The following is a 20,529-nucleotide window of genomic DNA, read 5'->3' as shown; positions in this document are numbered from 1 at the left end:
TAATGTATGCAAATTCGTTTATCGCACGTCGCGCATATGCACATTTTGCAATCTTCTAAGATTATACCCTCCGCAACTGCACATCAGCCTGTATGGGCGTTTGCGCATTTATGCTTCTTGGCATTTGTGCATAGTCCAATAACGCAATCCTCGAATATGCAAGGTAGGGCAGGGGGCAAAATGTGCATATTTGCATAAGTGTAGCTCGCTTCATTCAAACAAAATACAAATTGACTTTTCTTAGATTTGCCACAACCCTAAGGTCGAGCGGCGGGCTGAAGCCCGTCCCGTATGTGTGAAAACTCCTAGCTAACGGAGAGAACGGAATGATCGATCTTAGCTTTGACGACGACCGCCCGAAGCGGAAGACCCACGGCGATGTGCTGTTGCAGGTCGAGGAAATCCTCGAAGAAGAGGGCGCGGTGGTCGGATTCGATGTTCGCAGCGGCGAAACCTTTAAGGTCCACCTGGCCACGGCCGACGAACTGGCGAAACACTTCGTTTCACCGCGTGACGCGAACCGTCCGTTCGAGGAACGACTCAAAAAAGAGCAGAAGCGCGTGGAGCAACGCCATTCGATCATACACGACCCGGACGATGACACCACGTTGCATGTCGAAGTCGGATCGGTGGTGAAGTTCGAGAACGTGCGAACCTTTTCAACACCGGATGGAGAGGAAAAGACGGCATCGACCTGGGCTCACTCGCTGGTCCGCGACCCGTTGAAAGAGGCACTGATCGTCGGTTCGGTCCAGGCGACGTATTTCGAGACCAAGAAACAGCTGGATGACGGCCGCGAGGTTGTCAATTCCCGCATGGACCTGACCGTAGTGCGCGAGGATGACGCCGCTCCGCTCAAGGGCTTCGACCTGGAAGACGCATTCTCCGGCGAATGGAACGACTTGCCGCTCACTCAAACGGGCGTGGTCATCTCCATGCGCAACCCGAAGGGGGAAACCACAGTCGCCAGCCTGATGACGCCGTATCGCAAGCACGGTGAACCGTCCGTGGAATCGGCGCTGGATGCTCCGCAGGGCAGCTATCAGATTTATGCGGCGGCTGTGGTGGCGGCTGCGACCGGCGCGCGAACCTTTGACGACCTCAAGATCAACGAGCAGGTCAGCCCGAGGAAGGTGGAAAACGCGCGAAAGATCTACGATCACCTCGTTGCAAACCCTGACAGCAACGCGCTCGAAGTCACTGTGATGCCGATGGCGAAGACGCAGTTCATCCCGGCGAAGGCCCTGACCAATTTCCTGAAGGACTACCACGGGACCAAGAACGGGAAGCCGAGCGAGTCCGTCTCGCCGGATGCTGCCGTCAGCTATCAGGGCAAAGGCTTTGTCCCGTCGCAGATCGCCATGTCCAGGCACAACACAGACCCGGAAAACACCCCGGCGTCTGCACGGCTCGTTTCTCCGCAAAACAAGTTCAGTTTCGCGGAAATCGAGTCTCCCCGGAGGATCAAGGATCTTGGGGAAGAGTCGATGGTCCGCGTCCACGGCGAAACCTACGGGGCTAACGGCCCGCAGGCACAGGCGGAAGTCGATCAGGAACAGAGCAAAGGGCGCAAGAAGGCGTTCGACTCGGCTCCCGGCCGGTAATATCGAGAACGGTCCATGGCGTATTTCATTCCTGAACACGATGGCCGCTTCGCGGCTGCCATCGTTGACAATCGGCATGTGGACGGATCGCAGGGCAAGGCACTAGCCGTCTGGAGCGGACCTGGGGAGGGCAGGGCGCGGACGCGCATTCGCTCGATCCTGATGCGTGAGCGTGTGAACCTGGCCGAGATCGACGCGCCTAACGGCGGCACAGTTTTTGTCATGCCGTTGCGCTATGCGAACGCGACCTTCTGGCGGGATTTCATCGACAACCCGGTGCGGAACGGCGTAACCGCAGACCTTTACGAGACCGAGAAGCTGGATCGGGCTGTCAAGAAGCTCGAAACGGTCTCGGGCTTCGCGGTAAAGGAACCAGAGATCGTCGGCCGGAACCGCTATGGCTACACGGTCTATGATCGGGCCTTCGGTCGAACGGCACACAAGATCGGGGATCACCGCGACATTGTGCCCGAGTGGAACCGCAAGGACGGTCAAGTTTACGGTCAGAAGCACCCGGAGATGTTCTTTCGGGCGCGCAACGATTTCGACCTGGCCGAGAACGCGAGATCGGTCTTCATCCAGATGGCCAACGGCGAGGCATTGAGCGAGGCCGAGATCGACCGGCTTTCAGCGGCACTTTCCACCCCAGAATACGCGGTTCGCCCACGCGAACTGATGGAGCATGTCGAAGCCGAGATCAGCCGGTGTGTTGCCACAGGAGAGATCGAGGGCCGCGACGGCCTGGACGCGCTCATGTCCACATTTCCCGGCCAGCGCGAGAGAACGGCCGCAACCATCATCAATCAGCAGTATTCCACGCCATACCCGTTCGGCCTCGCTGCATCGCAGATATTCGGGGACGTGGAAGGCAAGTCGGTTCTTGAGCCGACCATAGGGAACGGGGCGCTTGTTGCTTCCTTTGCGGCTAGGGGCGCGGAGGTGACTGGTTACGAGATCGACCATGGGCGCTTCATGCGGGCAACGCGCGCGCTTGGTGATCTCTCGGCTAGCATCGAGCAGGCTGATTTCATTTCGGCAGCGCAGTGGATCACACCGCAGTCCTTTGATTTTGTTGTTGCAAACCCGCCGTTCGACGGAATGCCCGCCATGATGGACATTCCGGTTTCATCGAGCACCTTCACGACAGACCGGCTACATTATGCGATTGCGGTCGAGTCGATGCAGCGCCTCAAGGTAGGCGGCAGCGCCTTTTTCGTCTTGCCCGCGAACGTCTTCAACCCGGATGAGAAGGGATCGACGGCCAAGCGCTTCCATAACCTGCTGAAGCTCGCCTTCGACCGGGTTGAGGAAGCCGTGGCCGATGGCAGGCTGTATCAGGGCATGGGGACGAACGTGCCGGTTCAGCTCTACGCTGCCCATGGGTTCCGTGAAGAACTGCACCCGTTCCATGTGCTCAAAGACCCAGAGTTCATGGGCACGTCGAGGACGCTGAAAACTTTCGCGGACCTCTACGAATGGGCGGATGAGTGCCGCGCCCGTTTCGGTTATCCGCCGCTTGATGCGGAATGGTCTCGGACGGGCGAAGCACCGACACCAGAGGAAGAGGCGATTCAGCCCGAGCCAGCCGAGCAGCCCGATCCCTGGGCGGTTCCGACGCCCGCGCCGGTTCCCGAAGCCTCGGAACCGCAGGGCAAGCCGGAGCCAGGGCAGGGCGGTCGCCCGCGCCGGACGAGGGCCGCAGCTGGCGGGCGTCCCGGCGGTTCACGGGCTGGGAACGGAGGCACAGGTCAACCAGCGCCGTCAGGACCGGCGACAGTTGCGCCTCCCGAGCCAGCGCCGGTTGACGCCGCGCCGGTTCCACCGCAGCGCAGAACGGCTCCCTCGGAGCCAGTCTTGAAGGATGATCCGCTGCCGCGCTGGTTGACGGACAGCCTGTCGAGCGAAGAAAGCCAGCCCTATAGGCCGTTCTCGCGCGCCGGGGCCGCAACCTCGGTGATTCCGCGGTCGTTGTCGGGCGCTATCTATGGCGCGCTGGAGGCGTTGGACGCCAAGCTCAAGCGCGAGAATGGCCGGGACTACGACATTGACTCCTATGTCGCTGATGCCCTTCGCATCCCGAAAGACGAGCTGCTGAAAGGCGCGCGGCTGTCGCCCGAGCAGATCGACGGTGTGGCGTTGAGCCTGTCTGGCATGAGCGAGGGCAGGGGCGTTTTGATTGGCGACCTGATGGGCCTGGGAAAGGGGCGTGAGCAGGGGGCGATCCTAGAAAGCGCCCTGGCAGACGGCGATCCGGTCATGTTCGTGACGGTGAAGCCGTCGCTTTTCTCGGATTTTCTGGTGCGCGACCTGTCCGATGTGAGCCTGCGGCAAACGCAGGATCGCATCGAGAGCGGGGAAATCAACGTCCACCTGGTCAACTCGACCGGCCTGCTGATGGACCGTGCCGAGCGCGTGATCTACCGGCAGAGGGGCGGGAAGGGTTACGACATTCCGCCCGACGCGAATGTGGTGGCCAGCACCTATTCGCAGTTCCAGAAGGCGGATACCGGGATGCTGCGCCTGGAAGCCGTGAAGGCGTGGATGTCGCATCATATCAGCCAGGGGCGGAAGCCCCGTCTGCTGCTGGACGAGGCCCATAAGGCGGCATCGCCCGATTCCAACACCGGAGAGTATTTCTCGCAGCTGTGCCGCTTCGTGGAAGATCATGGCGGGTCAGTGATCTGGTCCTCTGCCACGGGCATCAAGACCGGGCAGCATATCAATCTCTACTACAGCGCCCTGCCGGATACCGGCCTTGGCAAGCAGGAACTGCTGGACATCATGTCCGGGGCCGATGCCCTTTCGCTCCAGGAAGCACTGTCACATGAGATGGCCGCGAGCGGTTCGCTCTTCGTCCGGCAGCTGGCCGACCAGGGTATCGAGCGCGACTTGCCGCGCCTGGTCGATTACGACCCGGACAAGATCATGCGAGTTCGCGGGAAGGTGGACGGCGCAACCGAAGTGCTTCGGGATGTGATCGAGTTCATGCCACAAATCACCGCCCTGGCGAAAGCGATGGCGAAGGATGAGTTCGGCGGCTCCGTCATGCGCAATGGCGTCGATAAGCTGAAGCTCGACACTAACTCTCCGGTCACGAACCTGCATCACTTTTCGGGCTACCTGACCCTGGCGACGAAGGGGCAGTTTCTGGAAGAGCTGGTGACGGACAGCCTGGCGCGGGGCGAAAAGCAGGTCTTCACCATTGAGCACCTGGGCAAGACGCTGCTGGACTGGAAGAAGGCCCAGCCGGGCGAACTTCTCGATGATGGCAACGGGGGACAATACTTCCTGACACCGCCGAACCTCGGGGATGCGCTCAAGCGCTATGTCGAGAAGGCCGTGAAGATCAAGGCCACGGATGCGATCGGCAACACCATCGAGATCGACCTGTCGGACGAACTAAGCGGATGGGTCGCTGGCATGAATGCCCAGATCGATGAAGCCGATCTCGGAGATATGCGGGTCGATGGCGCCGACATGATTAAGGCCGCTCTCGACAAGATGGGGCTGCGTTGCGGTGAATTGACGGGCCGCACCACGGGCGGCGGCTTTGGCGTCACCGGGGACATGGACGGCCGGTTCTACCTCTATGAGCTGGAAAAGGGGGGGCCGGAAGCCGCCCATCAGATCGCAAACCAGTTCAACAACGGCGAACTCGATGCGCTGGTGCTGAACAAGTCGTCATCGGCCGGGATCTCGATCCAGGCCGCAAGGTCGGTGGGTGAAGATCTTCGTCGGCGCTGCATGTTCAAGATGGAGCTGCAAGCCGACATCGTGGACGAGCGCCAGATCGAGGGCCGAGTGAACCGCAAGGGCCAGGAAGAGGGGCCGCGCTATGTCGCGCCTCTGACGGGCTTCGCCTCGGATGACCGGCTGGCCTCGCTGTTCAACCGCAAGAATCGCTCCTTGTCGGCCTCGACCAACGCTACACGCGAGAACAGCACGAATATCGATGAAGTCGTGGACCTGTTGAACCCGGTCGGCCGGGAAGTCGTCTATGAATACCTGCTGCGCAATCCGCAGCTGGCAGCGGACCTGGACATCAACGTGGGCGATGAGATCACGCCTGACGACAGCCTGACGCGGAAACTGCTCGGCCGGTTGATCGTGCGGCCGCTCGATGAGCAGACCCGGATTCTGGGCGAGATCGATGTGCAGTATCGGATGAAGTCGGAGTTCCTGGACCGGCGCGGTCTCAATCCGAACAAGAACAACCGCCGCGACTGGCGGGGCAGGGTGGTTGACCAAGAGGTTCTGCTTACCGAGAACCGCGCCACCGGCCTTGCCGCGCAGCCAGTGTATTTGACCACCATCGACGCCCCGACCACAGTGGCTCCGATCTCCTATGAACAGGTGGTAAAAAAGGTGAAGCGGGGCCTGTCGAGCGCGCAGTTGCAGGGCGATTTGCCGGAGCTGATGGGGAAGGCGTTCGATGAATATGGCAAGCCAAAGTTCCAGAGCCGCCCGTGGTTGAAGGCCGTAGGGCTTATGGATCGTTCCTTCTTCGACTGTGGCGATTCGCGCGACGTGAACAAGATGGCCGAGGAATTGCAACGGTTCCACGGCATCTACGGGCATAGCAATGTGCTGGCGGGTAAGTTGAAATCCGATGCCGACAAGGCGAAATTGGAGGTTCTGCGGAGCGCGCAGTTCCTGCGTAACATGTCAGAGGCGGTTTCAGTCGGCCGGGCGATCTTCCTGAACGCAGAACTCGTCCCTGATGTGGCTGAAACGCGGCTTGCTTCAGTCGCCAGGTCGCCGGACAACGACGCGGAGACCTGGATACCTGCTGTCGTCACGTCCTACACTGCGTCCGGGGCTTATCCCCTGAACCCGGACTATCATTCCTTCGAGGTCGCTATACCCGGCGAAGCTGAGTCGGTGCGAGTGAAGGTCGGGAACGTCGCCAGACATATCCAGTCGATGGGGGGGTATGACGACTCCTGGCCCTCGGCCAAGCTCGCCATTCCCTGCGACGATTTCCTGCTGCGCTTCCAATACGGCAATCAGCAGGGCCTCGACGCGATCCAGGACTGGCTTGTGCCGCATCCCGACAATGCCGGGATGTTCAAGCGGGCCGCGCCGCAGGGCTACGCCGTCGATAAGTCCTTGCCCCAGGTTGTCACCAGACGGCCGGAGCAAGACGAACTGTTCCGGGGCCTCTTTGATCGAACCGTTGCCGGAGAGGTCATGGAGCAGAAGACGGTGCTCACGGGCAATATGTTCCGGTCTCTGATCCTCACGCGGCAGAAGAACAAGCAGAGCGCGGGCACCAAAATCCTTTTCTCGGACTCGAAGGGCGTCTGGCATCACGGGATCGAGGTAGGGGGCGGGCCGAAGAACGAGAAGCTGCGCCGCATCCGGGACAAGGCACAGGTCACAGCCAGCAGTTCGGCATCGATCACCACGCCGATGCAGATGGATCGGCTGTTCCGCCTGGTCATGGATCAGGACGGTTCGCAGCCGTTCCATCAAGCGCATCGCTACCTCAACAAACCGCCCAGCCCGATCTCGCGGGCGAATGAGATTTACGGCGTGGTCGGGGGAGTTTTGATCGAAGACAAGATTCGCGTGGATGGGTTGCCGCCGATCATGGAAGGTTTGCAGGCCCCGGCCTGCGCATTCGTCGGCCCGGATGTGTTCTCGGAAAAGCTGCTGGAGAACCGCAATGGCCTCTATCGTGGTCTCAACCGAACTGCTGGCGTGATGCTGCGGCCCCATGCGTTCGACGATCACGACAGGGCGCTGGTCGGGGGTTATGCGGCCCAGGCAGATCAGGTCAAAAACGCTATCAGCAGCAGTTACAAGGATTTGAAGCGGGGGGAGATGTATTACTTCCCGCTTCGAGGAACGGCCTCAGTCATCTTCAACCCGAAGAACGAGACCTTGCAAGCCGAGTTCGCGGATCTCGTTGACCGCGCGTCGAACAAGCAGGTGATCCAGCTCGACGGCAAGCTCTACACCGCGCCAACCGGCATGGTGGGGATCTCTGTTCCCTGGTCGTATGACCACGAGGGCGAGCTGGAAGGAGAGGCCAGACAGCTTCATGCGCGAATCTCGGAGGCGCTGTTACGCCTTGGGGAGACGGCCGAACAGCCAGTGCTGTTTACGGGCGCTATGCGCATGATGGTCGAGCGCCTGGATGCGGCATCGTTTGAGCTTCAACGCGAAGCCGAACGCAATCAGGACGCGAACGTAGAGCTGAAAAATCAGGAGGTTACGCACAAATCGCGTCGAGCCTTTGGCCCTAACGCATGAATATACCGGACGAATTTAGATTGACCCCGGAAAAAAATAATGCGTATAGATTTGGGGGAGCTGTGGGGGAATCATGCTATATCTGGCTGATTCCATGTCTTCGGCTACTGAGGATGGTAACGCGAGCGAGAGAGAAAGCCTAGTCTAGAAAAGGAAAACCCGCGAGGCGCGGGGCCATCGCGGGGAAATCCAGAGAACCCAGCCAGCTGCTAACTGGTCACGGTCCAGACGTTGTTCACCTTCGGACCCTATGGATTTTCCCGGACATTTGCAAGCGAAAAGCGCTCTTGAGCGAACAGATTCGTATTGCCTGATGGTCGTGCGACCTCGCCTGACATATCAGGAGAGCAGTCGATGTATGCCTATGAAAGTCCACAATTTAATTCAGGGATGCTGGCGCATTACCTGACAACCCAGCTTGCGCAGATCGGGAAGGCTTCCGGTCTGGTCCTGCTGCTGATTTCCCGCGTCAACTGGAAGGCAGATGCGGATGATTTCGGGCCGCGAGGCACCGTCAACCATCTGACCGTGAGGAAGATGGCCGAGGCGCTTGGCTGCTCACAGAGCACTGTTCAGGAGCATCTGGCAATCCTGCGCGCGGCCGGGATCATCGAGAGCGAGCCGGTAACAGATCGCAATGGCGCGATCCGTTACTGCCGCTTGTGGTTCGCGGGCTTTGTGTCGTGGCTGCAAGGGCGAGAACAGAGACCTGCCGGAACCGGGACTGATGAGGGAGACGCTCCCCCATCCGGGCAGTCGGTAGGGGGGGGGTCCGAAAAACCGGACCCAAATCATAATATAAGAAATCAAAAAATTATTGATCTTGAACAGGTGAAATCTGTTTGGTTCAGCTCTCTCGAAGCCGTCATCCGTGAAGCCGGGCCGAAGCTGGCAAACGGGCAGCGCGCAGACAGCCAGATGGTCTTCGAGCGCTTCCGTTCCTTCAACCTTCGAAAGGGAACGTCCCGGATCAGCCTAGCCGCGCTCCGTGGATTTGCGAAGAGTTTCACCGAGTTCCGACCCAAGGCACCTGAGCCACGACCGGCACGTCAGCTGACAGCGCCACCAAGCTGGGATGTGAGCCGGGCGGAACCTTCATCGCCGGTCGATGCCCAGATGAAGAGCGAACTGAAGGCGCTGCAACCGGAGCTGTTCGATGCTTGGTTCGCCAATCTGTCATTCAGCCGAGAAGGCGACAGATTGCGTGTCAAAGCGCCGACGACATTCATCCGGTCCTACATCAGCAGCCATTACGAGCCGCTGATCCGTGAGGCAGCGGGGCCAGGAGCACAGGTGGTTTTCGCCTAGAGTTCCAGATTGACCATTTCTATCTAAAAACATATTGTTTTTGGATAGGAGGTGCCGGATATGGCTGATCTGGAACATGACCAAGCGAGAATAGGTGGCGCGGTTTTGACCCTGGCCGGTGACGAACCGGACGCTGAGACGGTCGATGACGCTCCCCTGATCCGTGCATGGGTGCTTCACCAGCTGATCGCGAGCGCCTCGACAGTCGAAGCCGTCCTGGACCAAAACTGAAGGAGATGAGCCGTGAAGTTGCCACGCGCTATTGCGCTTTCTGCCTGCTCGATGCTTGTCAGCGCGAGCTTAGCCGTTCCCGCCGCAGCCCAGAGTAGTGGCGGTTGTGTTGTCGAACAGGCGGCGCAGGCCGCGCTGGATCGGCAAATCAGGAGCATCGAAGCTGCCCAGACCGATGTGTCATCGTTTTTCCAGGGCCAGAACTCGTGCATCAACGGCAACCTGCTGAACATGATCGACTTCAGCCGGTTCATGCAAGACCCGACCGGGCTTATCGCGTCCCTTGGACAGGACCAGGTGAATCAACTGCTCAACCAGGCCGTCCAGAAAGCCTGCGACATCGCCAACGAGCAGATCCAGGACGTGACCGGCAATCTCAACACATCGCTCGCGTCCTGGGATTCAGGGCTGGACGATCAGATCAGGAACATCATTTCCGATGGGCAAGTTCGTCTGCAATAGGGCTGTGCTGGCGCTTGGCCTCGTGTTGATGGCCTCGCCAGTAGCGGCGCAGGATCGATTTCAGTCTGCGCTCGGAAAGCTTGAAGCCGTGTGGCGACAGGTCATCAGCGGGGTCGCGGTGAAGACTTCGCAGACTGCGGCCTCCGGCAACCAGGTCGCCAGCACAGCGCTCAAAGCAGCCGAGGCGAACGCTTCCGCTGTCGCGCAGTTCGATGGGCGCTATGGTGTAGGCGAGGCGGCGAACAAGTATGTCGTCGGCCGCGATCAGACGAGCGCCGCTTGTGCGCCTGTCGAGCTGCGTCGTATGGCCAACGTAGCTTCCGAACGAAACAGGCAGCTTGGGTCGGTTGTTGCGGCGGCGGATCAGGAGTTCCTGGAGAACAGCGGGGATGCAGCTTCAGTCCAGTCCACGCTGAACCGCCGCCGCGCCGAGTTCTATTGCTCGCAGGAAGAGTTCGACGCGGGGCTGTGCTCGGCGCTGGCCGGGGTTGGCTACAACACGGGGCCGAAGGCGGGTGATACCAACGCCAGTATCTTCATGAACGGGGGTGCATCAGGCGCGGAAGAGGTCGCCACAAGCCTCGACTACATCGACCGCGTGGCACCGCTGCCGACAGTGGTGCGCAAGACGGGGGCCGAGAGCGCCATTTCCCGCATCATTGCTCTCAAGCAGAGCGCGGAGCGAAGCATGGCGCGCGAGATCATCGGCGGATCGGTAATGGAGGGCCTGGAATGATGGGCAAGAAGGTTTTGGCCGCATCAGCGGTCGCATTGCTGCTCGGGACGGTGGCTTCCTATGCCGCTTCCTGTGCGGGCGTCGAAATGCGGGTGAACTCGCGGACGAGCGAGCTTGAGAGCGACATTCTCAGGCTGGTCCAGCAGCACAAGACGACGATGGAAACGACCGAGGCTCGGCACCGCGCCGAAATCATGTCGGCGTTGGCCGTTGCAACCAAGCAGGCGGCGACAAGCGGTAATCAGGACGCGGCGGTGCGGTTGAAGGCAGAAGAGGCCCATGCGCAAGCGCTGGTCGCCGCGCAGAACCGACAGGCCGTGCTGGACGCGCAGGAACGATATGGCGATGCCGGATTCAATGCTTGCGCCATCGTTGCGAAAAGCCAAGCGGTCGCGACGGCCTTTGCCAGCGAAGAAAGCCGGATGGACGCAATCGCGGACCGGATCGTGAACCGGCCCTATGTCGAGCAGGACGGACGGGCCACGACAGATTGGTTCGAGCTGGTGGGCGATGGTCGTGGCACCTCGGCCTCGACCATCTTCTCCGATAGCTCGACGGATGCCGAGGTCGCCAAATACATCGACTGGCTGATGGGGCCTCCCCAAAGCAGTCAGGGCGGGGCCGGGGGCGCGGTCGGCAACGTGGATCGCTTCCAGCGAGACGCCCAGAGGTCGGTTTCGCAGTATTTGCTGATGAAGGCAGCTGTGAGCCGCGAAGAAGGCAGCGTGGATCATGCGATCTCGGAGTTGTCCGGGACGTGGACCGGGACAGACGGCGGGGCGGATTGGGCCGCGAAGCTGGCGACCTCGCCGCTTCGCGCCGTGCTGCTTGATATGAGCCGTGCGGAAGCGGCGAACCTCGTAGCCGAGGTCCGCGCGCTAGAGCATCAGCTTGATCTTGAGCTGGGGCTGGCCTCGTTCTCGCTCGCCCGGACAACCAAGATGGTCGAGGCAATGGCGACAGACGGGGGGCGGCGCTGATGAAACGGAGCTTTATGACGGCCATCGTGACAACTGGCTTTACCGCCTTGGCGGTTCCGGCCTTTGCGGGCGGAAGCGCCTGCTCGGTTTTCGATCCGACCTGGCGCAACCAGCATTCGTCCACGCAGTCGGCAATTCGTAATGCGATTGACGACTATTCGGCCGAGGTGGCCACGCAAAACCAGACGACAGCGAACCAAATCCTGTCGGCGCTGCGCGCGCTCACTGCTCAAAGGGCGACGGTCGATAACCAGATCGCCACGACCGACCTAAAGGCTAATGAGGCGAATGCCTCGGCTGTGTCGGCCAACATGGCGAGGCTCGCGGTTGCCAGGGCCTATGAGACCTATGGCGATGCGGGCCAGCCGCCCGATAGCTGCGCGGTAGTCGAGAAACTGGCGGATTTTTCGCAGGCTATTGCGACAACGGATGCGTCAGCGCGCGCCTTCGCAACGGCCGAGGGGATCGACGCCAGGCCGGGCGGGACGCCAGACGTGGACGAGAGCATCAGGCGGCGGATCGCTGCGGCGAGCGCCGAGACGCTTAACGTGCGCAAGTCCCTGCTGGACCCGAATGCCAGCGAAGAGACCGTGCAAGCCTTCATCAATAACTTGACCGGCCTGCCTCTCCAGAAATTCTCTCTGGGGGAGGGCGGTGTTTCGGGCCAGGCGGGCACCGCCGCACAGGCGCAGCAAAACCTGATGGCCGCTCGGCTGGAAGCATATCGTTCTCCGGCGCTCTACTCGCTCGGCTACATTCGCAGCGCCCGGACCAACGGGGCGTCGTCCCACACATCAGCAGCGCAAGGGGTCAAGGAACACCTCGACTGGATCGTCGCCCGATATGGCGGCGGCGCGGAATATGAGCGCTGGGCGGCAGCGATGGTCACGAAATCGGAGCCGGGCATCTTGAAGGAGATCGCGCGCATCCGGTCGCTCTCCATGAGCGTCCGGCAGATGCGCGAGGAATCGACCGAACGCATGACGGTGATCGTTGGCACGATGGTCGCCGGGGAGAGCACTCAATGATGATCGAGCTACCCGCCCTCGCGCCATTCGACCCGGATGAGGAAGATCTTGGTTCGGTTCTGTCGCCCGCCTCCATGCTGGGACAGCCCGATGAAATATACGACAGCGGTGTGCCTGGCTGGAAGCAGAACCCGAGCGAGCTGGGAGCCGGTCTCCTTGCCTTCGTTCGGGCTATGAAACCGCTGGCTGATGAGACGCCGAAGATCGCCGGAGACGTGTTCCTCGAACGCTTGAAGGCGCAGGGCGTGGACACATCGGAGGTCTGCATCATGCCTGCCGCGATCCTGCATGATGCGTCAATCGGTGATGAGGCAGCGGATGGCCAGTGATCTGTCCACACTTGAGGCCGTTGGCGAGGAAACAAGTGGCGTTGTCGCGAAAGGCGCACAGGCCATCTTGTCGGAGATCACCTTCTCCAACGTGCTGCGCGAACTCGATCTGCTGCCTGCACTCGGCTGGCGGCACCTGGTGTTGAACCTCGTGACGGAGAAAGGTCAGGACCGGATCGATGATGGCGCACGGTGGATCTATGCGGAGCGGCTGGTGGGCAGCGTTGCGGGTGCGGAGCCGCAAGAACTGATCCTAGTCGCCTTCGGCTCATATCGTGCGCTCAAGGACCATCGCGTGGAACCCCGCATCGATGGCTGTGCCGCGCTGGAAGGCGGCAGCGTCGAACTGGTGAAGGCCGTGCGCTTCCTGGACGGCAATGTCCAGGCTCCGGCCATGATGGAGAATTTCGAGTTCACGTCGAAGCTGCGCCATGCCCGAAGCCAGATCGGCAACCCCGTGATCTATCGGAAATCGCGCAAACCCTATGAAAAGGAGGCAGCGGCATGAGCATCAAGCGATGGTTTGACTTGCAGGACCAGGGCGCAAAGCTCGACCGTAGGGTCGGGGCCAATGGCTCCGGCTATCTTGAGCTTTCGTTCCGTGATGAAGCGGCGATGGATGAGCGCCTTACGGGAGAGCGGGTTGCGGCGGTCGCGCAGGCCGGATGGGTGAAGCCAGAAGATGGTCCAGCTATCCGAAATTATGGCGACTTCCGAGATTTTACGGAGATCGCGCGGGCGCTGTCGGTCGTTTTCGATGATGAGACGGTGGATCGCGCCATCGCGTCGCGCGAAGCCCTGCGCCAGGGCGAAGTGCTCGAAGGCGTGGACCGGCCGATCTATGTTGGCAAAGAGCACATCGACCAGTCGTTGAAATTCCTGCCGGACACGATCCGGTCTCGCGCCATCGAGATGATCGAGAAGGCAAGAGAGCGGCAGCTGACATTCCGCGGTGCAAGCCTGGGCGCAACCGGGGGGAAGCTCTGGGAGCTGGCCGGGCGTGTGAGCGAACGCACGTCCGTTGGGCTGTCCACCAGCATCGCGAAGCTGGCCTCGGCTCGCTACGACGACGAAACCTTCGAGCAGATCGAGAAACTGGCCTCGATCCCGACCGATGCGGCCCGGAACCAGCTGGACGATATACTGCGCCGGATCGATGTCGAAGAGCACCTTTTGCGCGAAGTTCGCAAGGAGGCCATCGCGCTCGGCCGTGACCGGGATCAGGTCGAGGCGAGTGCAGCGGCGGAATATGTGATGGCCCAACCCGACGCGCGGGATCTCGTGCTGGACCTCGATCCGGCGCAGGCGGCGGCTGCGCCGCTGTCGGAAGGGTTCCGGCGCGATGTCCATGGTTTCAAGTTCGAGGTCTCGGCCGACACCACGACACTGGCGGCGCGGGAATACCAGGCCCGGTTGACCAATGCCGTCGAGTTCATTGCCGACACCTTCGGCATGGAACCTTCCGAGGTGTTCGAGCAGAACACGCGGATTCGAGTGGTGCAGGGCCTGGTTGACCGGCACAAGCGCGGGCATCAGATCCAGACGACCCGAAGCGGCAAGGATTTCGAGGGCGAGGATTTTGTGGATGCGTCGGGAGCCATTGTGTTCTCGCAGTCCACCCTGGGCACGGCCCTGCATGAGATGTGCCACGGGCTTTCCCGTCGCCTGGGCGATGATCCAGCGAAATATGACGAGATCATCCATGGTTCCGGTCTGATGGAGGCTTTTGACGGGATGCTGGCGGAAGCCCGGATGAACGTCAGCTATTTTGCCGAGCAGCCGGATTACATCGAGTATCTGCGCGACCCCGAGGAAGTGTTCGCGCGGGTGCTTGAGAACGCATTGCGGACCCGGTGCATCGAGCAGCACGGGACGCTTGCGCCTCTCGGGGGCCATGCCATTTCTGGCCACCACGAGAACTATGCTCCGCTCGATCCGCAGATCATGGAGCGGACGATCCAGGTTGTTCGTAATTATGGCGCATCACGCGGGGTGATGACCGAACTCGGCCTGGAGAACCCCGAGGAAGCACCCGTGCAGCGCCAAGCTGCGAGCCGCAACACCACCATGCGAGGGCGATAACGGTCGATGGAACCCGACGAAAACAGCTTCTCTGACCTTTATAGCGTTGCGGACAGCGACTATGCGCTGAATGCCCTGGAGAAGGTGTTCGGGGGTATCGTGCCCTACGTCTCCGGCCAGGATGACGCCTACAACAACATCGGCACCTTCCTGACGCCATTCATCGGCACGATGAACATCATCATGCTGTGCCTTGCCGTTCTCGTCGGGGCCTATACTTTCTTGTCGCTGGTGGCAGACACGGCTGCTGACGGCGAAGTGCTTGGCCGCTCGGCCGACACGAAGAACACCTTCCTGCGGGCCGGTGCTGCGGCGCTGCTCTTCCTGCCCGTCTCGGGCGGTTTCTCTGTCGTTCAGCTGCTGGCCTTCGGCGTGGCCGTTGGGGGCAGCGGGATCGCGAACGAAGCATGGAACAGGTATTCGCGCGAGACGCTGGACGGGACGGCCTACACCGCCCCCGCAACCAACCTGTCGAACGGCGATTGGGCGATGCGCGGCCAGCTAGCAGATGCGACCTATACGATGGTTCTGGGCCGCCTATGCGAGTTGCACATGGATCGCCTGGCAGGGATCTACAACGTCAACGCCCAGACCACCCGCATGGGGGTGCCAACGACCTCAACCGAGGATGCCAGTTCCGGCCTGTTCTGGGACACCAATGCGTCAGAGACGAAGAGCTACGAATGGTTCTACCAGACGGGCGATGGTGCGGATGCCAGCAACGACATCTGCGGCTCGATCCAGTATTCGATCACCTACAACACGCCCCCGCATGACGAAGATCAGCCGGGGTCTGTGACGTCGCTCTATTCCTTTGCAGACAATCTGAAAACCCTTGCCCAGAACCAAGTCTACAACAGCGTCGTGAACACGCTGAACTCGATAGTGCAGCCCCGCGCTGCGGCGCTGGCGGATAGAATCTATTCCGGGGAGGCGGGGTCAACGACCGGAAGCCTGCGGAACGATGCCGTGGTGCAGGCCGAAATCAAGTCGATTGCCAACGAGGCGGCATTGGCGATCTACAACAGCCGCTCCGGCCTCGCGGGCGACACGGCCGCGATGCAGCAGATCCAGGAGGACATGATCGCCTCGGTCACGGCAAACGGTTGGGTGATGGCACCCGTCTGGCAGCGGATGATGGCGCAGCTTTATGTCAGCGTTCGCGAACTCCAGACGAACCTGGACATGCGGATAGACCGCAACGAGCGTATCGGGAAAATCTTCGGCACCAGCACCTTTGGCTGGTGGGGGTCAGACAACGAGGTCAGCCGCGCGAGCTTCGCGCCGGTCGAACGTGATATGGACTATCTGCGCAGCCACCTGCAATTCGTGCTGTTCAAGATGAAGCAGGCGGACGCGGAGAGCAGCAACACCAATCCGCTGGGAGAGGATGCGGGTGCGGAAATGGGCGGGCAGTCGTTGCGCGGGTTCTATAACTTCTTTATCAATCGCATGGGTCCGAGTGCGACCGGAGGGTCAGCCTTCAAAGACCCATTTATGGAATACACCGATGTCGGGGCAAACCTTTTCTGGATCGCGACACCGCTTGTCGGTGGCAGCTCCATTGCAGAAGGGGTGGCTGGGGTTGTGGGCGCGGATAAGCTCGTGGGGGTCATCACCGGGCCAGTGAAGGCGCTGGGCTATTTCATCCTTGCGATGGCGTTTGCCTATATGTTGCTGATCCCAACGATCCCGATGCTTTATTTTCTGTCGGGCGTTGTCAGCTGGGCGATGCTGGTGATCGAGGCTGTTTTCGCATTACCTCTTGCGCTTCTGATGTGGCTGGTTCCAGCGCGAGAGCCGTCGATGATCGGGCCGTGGAACAAGGTCATGGTGACTCTCTGCGGGCTGTTGCTGCGCCCGTTCCTAATGATCGCGGGTCTAATCGCCTGCATCCTGATGCTCTGGATCGGCAACGAACTTCTGGGCGTGTTCTTCCGCAACATGCTCATGGTGATGACGCCGAACTGGACGATTATGGCGGTCGTTATGATCTGCGGCCTCGTCGGGCTTTACTGCTACGCCACCGTCTTGTTGGCGCTGCACTGCTCTTCCCTCATCAATCTCTTCGGGGATGCTGTGATGGGCTGGATTGGCGGTATTGCCTCGCCGCTGAACCGCGAGACGATGGGTGAAAACCTGGCCGGAACTGCCCGCGCTGCCGCTCCTGTTCCGGGGCTGCATGGCGCAAGGGCCGGTCTCGAATCCGTGGGTGGCGGGGCCGTCCAGGCGCGCAACAAGCTCATAGAGAGACAGCAAAAAAGGAACCAGGCGCGGCTGGGGAGCGGTAACTGATGGCAGAAGGCAAGTCGAACTATAAGGGCGTCTCGAAGCGGGACGAGGTGAAGCTCGACAACCGGCGTGTTGACACGCGCCGGTTGGGCCAGAAGCTCACGGACGAGGCAAATACCCCAAGCGGGACGCTGACCATTTTCATCGCGCTGACGATGGCCTGTGCGGCTTTCTCCTGGATGCCTTTCGTGCCTGAGCTGATCTTCCTGGGCGCTGTGCTCTTCTACCGGAAGCACTACCGCTACAAGAACAAGATCTGGTCCGCACCGGCCCGCGTTCCGTTCTACGTCAACAAGCTGACAGGGCGGGACTATCTGGACGAGATGTCGAACGCGCCGGGTGAGGGCGACATCTATATGGGGTTCTGCCTGGAAACCAACCGCGAGGTCTGGGCCTCTTTGAACGACGCAAGGACGCATCGTCTGGTGTCGGGAACCACGGGTTCGGGAAAGACGGAAGAGCTGTTGGCCGAGACCTGCAATGCCCTGGTCCACGATTCCGGCGTGATGCTGATCGACGGCAAGGGCGAGATGAAAGGCTCGCTCAAAGGCGTCATCTCTCTTGCTCGGCTGTTCTGGCGGGATGAGGACGTTTACAGCCTAAATTATGTGATGGGGGGCCTCGATTCGCAACTGTTCCGGCATGAGAAGCGGTCCAACACCTTCAATCCCCTGCAAAACATGGGATCGAGCCAGATGACCGAGATCCTGATCTCGTTGCTGGCTGCGCCGGGGTCGGACCCGATGTGGAACGACCGGGCCATCGCGCTTCTCCAGGGCCTGATCCCGCCGCTGAACTATCTGAGCGGCCGTGGCTATATCATCCTGAATGCCGAGATGATGTCGCGATTCCTGCCGCTGAACGCGGTCGAAGACCTCTATCACCATTGCGCCTTCATCGATCACAACGGCACGAAGGTCGTTCTGCCACAGGAAGAGCAGGATTTCCTGCGGCAGGAATATCTTGGGGGTCTGAGGATCTACCTTGAGAACATCCCCGGCTACACGGGCGGACCACCGCAGCCCTTCATGGGGCGCGGCAACGGCCCGCCGCCACCGGCAGACGAAGCCCGCGCCGAGGTGGTCAAGCAGCATGGGTTCCTGACCATGCAGGTGGTCAAGCCGATCACCGACCTGTCGTTCAACTACGGTCACATCTACAACACGACCATCGGGGAGATCGACTTCCTCGACATGGCCCGCAATCGGCGGATACTGGTCGGCTTGCTGCCCGCGCTGGAGCGCAGCAAGCAGAACATGCAGCCCTTGGGCAAGATGGCGGTCGCCGCGATCAAGAATACGCTTGCCACCGGCCTTGCCGGGCCGGTCAGCGGCGAATGGCGGCAGGTGATGGCCGACCAGGAAGTGGCGCGTGGCCCCGCACCCTATTTCATCCTCTGCGACGAATACGGCTATTTCGTCGTGGAAGGCTTTGCCGTCGCCCCCGCCCAGGCTCGTTCGCTCGGCTATTCGATCACCTTTGGGGTGCAGAACATCGACAACCTCATGGAAGCATCGGAGAACGAGGGGAACGCCACGCAGGAGAACACCAACATCGCCCTTGTCGGTCGGATTACAGGTGGCGCGGAGAGCAAGACCTACAAGTTTGCCGAGAGCCGGGCGGGGCAGGCTTATGTGCAGATGATCGAGAACGTGGAAATGCGCCAGACGAGCCTGGGAGCTACACGGCTCGATGAAACCTCCAGCCGCCTGCAAACGGTGTCGCGGTTGAGCTATGACGACATGAACGCCCAGAAGGACGGCAAGTTCACTTTCATCCTGGGCACACCGATCTTCTCGCGCCGGGGCAAGAAGGTCATCACGGAGCAGTCGGTCAAAGTTGTGCGTATGCTCTCCCTCTACTGCGGCGGGGTATACAATCCCGATTACGTCAGCCCCGTGAACTCGGCCTATGTGCTGCCACTTGCACCGGATGAACAGGCCAGGATGCGGGCCGAGCTGCAACTGTCGGGCAATCCCGACATGGCGCTGAAGATCAGCAGGACGGCGCAGTCCATCCTTGAAGGGCAGGTAGGGCGTATGGCCTATGGCTTCGAGCTGGAAGGCGGAAAGCGGCGCATGGGGCCGGATGACTGCCTGTCATACCTGAGCTACCGGGCGAGGGAACGGCAACTGAAGCTCGGTGCTCTGCCCGAGGAAGACGGGCGGAAGCTCTTCGATGGCTATTGGCACCTGGTCTCCCGGCTGGAGCAGGGCGAGAAAGAATCGGAGACGGTCAGGGTTGTCCAGGGATACTTGGCGGCGAAAGTTCCCGAACCAGGCTATCGTGCTATGCTCAATGACGTGGTAGTCGATCTTGGGCGGATGCGCTCGGCCAGGTTGCGCGAGCGTGAGGTAAAGCCAGGTGGAACCTTTGACGAGGTGGGCACCGAGGTCGAGAAGGCCGCAGAGACGGTCGAGATCAAGCGGGTCCGGCGCGAGAGGTCATCCGCATCAGCGATGTAGGTTGAAAACGGTCGAAATACAGACTATATTTAGATTGAACTTGTCAAGAGGAGGCTGCGATGAATGAACTTCGGAAGTTGATGGGCGCCATCAACACGGCCTTCTTCGCTGTGCTCAACTTCGTCTTCTTCGTGCGGCCGGGTTCGCATCCGGTGGACTGGCCCGGCGACGATGCAGCGGTCGGCACTCCCGCTGGCCCCAACACGGGTCTCTACGGGAAGGGCTTCCTCTACATGACGCACGAGGATCGCGGTAAGACGATCCAGGCGGATCGTGAGGATCGCCGCCGCAGGGGGCACGATCAATACCACGGGTATAACTGGTAGCCGCAGCGGCTGATCTGCACCGTTGGAAGATATGAAAAGGAGCCGGTTCATCCGGCTCCGTTTTCGTTTCAGTAGGACGGACTGGCAGAGGTGCAGGTTGAAAATCTCCCCAGCATGATGTATATGTTTCTGCATATACACATGAACAGGAGGGGCGATCATGCCGCATCCGCAGCCATATTCAGAGCCTCGTGAAGCCAAGCTCTTCCGTAACAACAAGAGCCAAGCCGTCCGCATTCCCGCAGACTTCGAGATGCCAGGGGATCGGGTGAACATCTATCGTGATGGGAACCGGCTCATCATCGAGCCGGTGCGCCGCAAGAATCTGCTTGAAGTGCTGGCCGGACTAGACCCGCTCGGACCAGAGGATCAGTTTCCTGACGTGGACGAGACGCTTCTCCCGGCCAAGGAAATCGACCTTTGACCCT

At 60.7% G+C, this 20,529-nt stretch carries 15 protein-coding genes; all 15 read left to right on the top strand.

The genetic code is table 11. From position 1 onward, the window contains the following. Positions 1 to 326: 326 nt before the first annotated feature. The gene (locus NBE95_RS20400) at positions 327 to 1,604 is read left to right on the top strand and encodes a hypothetical protein (RefSeq protein ID WP_289896687.1); all 1,278 of its coding nucleotides are present in this window, start codon (positions 327 to 329) and stop codon (positions 1,602 to 1,604) included. Between the two features lie 15 nt (positions 1,605 to 1,619). After that, positions 1,620 to 7,862, top strand: a complete 6,243-nt coding sequence (locus tag NBE95_RS20395) for a strawberry notch C-terminal domain-containing protein (RefSeq protein ID WP_289896686.1) — start codon at positions 1,620 to 1,622, stop codon at positions 7,860 to 7,862. Positions 7,863 to 8,216: 354 nt separating this feature from the next. Beyond that, positions 8,217 to 9,170, top strand: a complete 954-nt coding sequence (locus NBE95_RS20390; protein ID WP_289896685.1) for a DnaA N-terminal domain-containing protein — start codon at positions 8,217 to 8,219, stop codon at positions 9,168 to 9,170. A 60-nt stretch (positions 9,171 to 9,230) separates the two neighbouring features. Next, complete coding sequence (locus NBE95_RS20385) at positions 9,231 to 9,401, top strand: hypothetical protein (RefSeq protein WP_289896684.1); 171 nt, start codon at positions 9,231 to 9,233, stop codon at positions 9,399 to 9,401. A 12-nt stretch (positions 9,402 to 9,413) separates the two neighbouring features. Then, positions 9,414 to 9,863, top strand: a complete 450-nt coding sequence (locus NBE95_RS20380; protein ID WP_289896683.1) for a hypothetical protein — start codon at positions 9,414 to 9,416, stop codon at positions 9,861 to 9,863. Further along, the gene (locus NBE95_RS20375) at positions 9,841 to 10,599 is read left to right on the top strand and encodes a hypothetical protein (RefSeq protein WP_289896682.1); all 759 of its coding nucleotides are present in this window, start codon (positions 9,841 to 9,843) and stop codon (positions 10,597 to 10,599) included. The genes NBE95_RS20380 and NBE95_RS20375 overlap by 23 nt, the downstream gene beginning before the upstream one ends. Further along, a complete protein-coding gene (locus NBE95_RS20370) occupies positions 10,596 to 11,579 on the top strand; it encodes a hypothetical protein (protein WP_289896681.1) in 984 nt (327 codons plus the stop codon). The genes NBE95_RS20375 and NBE95_RS20370 overlap by 4 nt, the downstream gene beginning before the upstream one ends. Further along, on the top strand, positions 11,579 to 12,607 hold the full coding sequence (locus NBE95_RS20365) for a hypothetical protein (protein WP_289896680.1): 1,029 nt from the start codon (positions 11,579 to 11,581) through the stop codon (positions 12,605 to 12,607). Before NBE95_RS20370 ends, NBE95_RS20365 begins: the two co-directional genes overlap by 1 nt. Next, entirely contained in the window at positions 12,604 to 12,936 is a 333-nt protein-coding gene (locus tag NBE95_RS20360; protein WP_289896679.1) for a hypothetical protein, read from the top strand. The genes NBE95_RS20365 and NBE95_RS20360 overlap by 4 nt, the downstream gene beginning before the upstream one ends. Next, positions 12,926 to 13,444 carry a hypothetical protein gene (locus tag NBE95_RS20355; protein WP_289896678.1) on the top strand — a complete coding sequence of 173 codons (519 nt, stop codon included), beginning with the start codon at positions 12,926 to 12,928 and terminating at the stop codon, positions 13,442 to 13,444. The genes NBE95_RS20360 and NBE95_RS20355 overlap by 11 nt, the downstream gene beginning before the upstream one ends. Further along, positions 13,441 to 15,018, top strand: coding sequence for a hypothetical protein (locus NBE95_RS20350; RefSeq protein WP_289896677.1), 1,578 nt, complete (start codon positions 13,441 to 13,443; stop codon positions 15,016 to 15,018). The genes NBE95_RS20355 and NBE95_RS20350 overlap by 4 nt, the downstream gene beginning before the upstream one ends. 6 nt (positions 15,019 to 15,024) lie before the next feature. Then, the gene (locus NBE95_RS20345) at positions 15,025 to 17,313 is read left to right on the top strand and encodes a DotA/TraY family protein (protein ID WP_289896676.1); all 2,289 of its coding nucleotides are present in this window, start codon (positions 15,025 to 15,027) and stop codon (positions 17,311 to 17,313) included. Then, positions 17,313 to 19,775 (top strand): hypothetical protein, encoded by a 2,463-nt coding sequence (locus tag NBE95_RS20340; RefSeq protein WP_289896675.1) that lies wholly within the window; start codon positions 17,313 to 17,315, stop codon positions 19,773 to 19,775. Before NBE95_RS20345 ends, NBE95_RS20340 begins: the two co-directional genes overlap by 1 nt. A gap of 59 nt (positions 19,776 to 19,834) precedes the next feature. Then, a complete protein-coding gene (locus NBE95_RS20335; RefSeq protein WP_289896674.1) occupies positions 19,835 to 20,101 on the top strand; it encodes a hypothetical protein in 267 nt (88 codons plus the stop codon). Between the two features lie 160 nt (positions 20,102 to 20,261). Beyond that, positions 20,262 to 20,525: an AbrB/MazE/SpoVT family DNA-binding domain-containing protein gene (locus NBE95_RS20330; protein WP_289896673.1), complete on the top strand. Its 264-nt coding sequence runs from the start codon at positions 20,262 to 20,264 to the stop codon at positions 20,523 to 20,525. Positions 20,526 to 20,529 lie beyond the last annotated feature (4 nt).

It is taken from the genome of Paracoccus sp. TOH (genome assembly GCF_030388245.1).
Classification (GTDB): Bacteria; Pseudomonadota; Alphaproteobacteria; order Rhodobacterales; family Rhodobacteraceae; genus Paracoccus; species Paracoccus simplex.
This window is presented reverse-complemented; position numbering and strand designations above follow the sequence as displayed.

What these genes read in the sequence shown, in the direction of transcription:
- NBE95_RS20390 (WP_289896685.1), top strand. Translation starts at nt 8,217, where the DNA reads ATGTATGCCTATGAAAGTCCACAATTTAATTCAGGGATGCTGGCGCAT.
- NBE95_RS20385 (WP_289896684.1), top strand. Translation starts at nt 9,231, where the DNA reads ATGGCTGATCTGGAACATGACCAAGCGAGAATAGGTGGCGCGGTTTTG.
- NBE95_RS20400 (WP_289896687.1), top strand. Translation starts at nt 327, where the DNA reads ATGATCGATCTTAGCTTTGACGACGACCGCCCGAAGCGGAAGACCCAC.
- NBE95_RS20375 (WP_289896682.1), top strand. Translation starts at nt 9,841, where the DNA reads ATGGGCAAGTTCGTCTGCAATAGGGCTGTGCTGGCGCTTGGCCTCGTG.
- NBE95_RS20365 (WP_289896680.1), top strand. Translation starts at nt 11,579, where the DNA reads ATGAAACGGAGCTTTATGACGGCCATCGTGACAACTGGCTTTACCGCC.
- NBE95_RS20345 (WP_289896676.1), top strand. Translation starts at nt 15,025, where the DNA reads ATGGAACCCGACGAAAACAGCTTCTCTGACCTTTATAGCGTTGCGGAC.
- NBE95_RS20340 (WP_289896675.1), top strand. Translation starts at nt 17,313, where the DNA reads ATGGCAGAAGGCAAGTCGAACTATAAGGGCGTCTCGAAGCGGGACGAG.
- NBE95_RS20350 (WP_289896677.1), top strand. Translation starts at nt 13,441, where the DNA reads ATGAGCATCAAGCGATGGTTTGACTTGCAGGACCAGGGCGCAAAGCTC.
- NBE95_RS20335 (WP_289896674.1), top strand. Translation starts at nt 19,835, where the DNA reads ATGAATGAACTTCGGAAGTTGATGGGCGCCATCAACACGGCCTTCTTC.
- NBE95_RS20355 (WP_289896678.1), top strand. Translation starts at nt 12,926, where the DNA reads ATGGCCAGTGATCTGTCCACACTTGAGGCCGTTGGCGAGGAAACAAGT.
- NBE95_RS20360 (WP_289896679.1), top strand. Translation starts at nt 12,604, where the DNA reads ATGATGATCGAGCTACCCGCCCTCGCGCCATTCGACCCGGATGAGGAA.
- NBE95_RS20330 (WP_289896673.1), top strand. Translation starts at nt 20,262, where the DNA reads ATGCCGCATCCGCAGCCATATTCAGAGCCTCGTGAAGCCAAGCTCTTC.
- NBE95_RS20370 (WP_289896681.1), top strand. Translation starts at nt 10,596, where the DNA reads ATGATGGGCAAGAAGGTTTTGGCCGCATCAGCGGTCGCATTGCTGCTC.
- NBE95_RS20395 (WP_289896686.1), top strand. Translation starts at nt 1,620, where the DNA reads ATGGCGTATTTCATTCCTGAACACGATGGCCGCTTCGCGGCTGCCATC.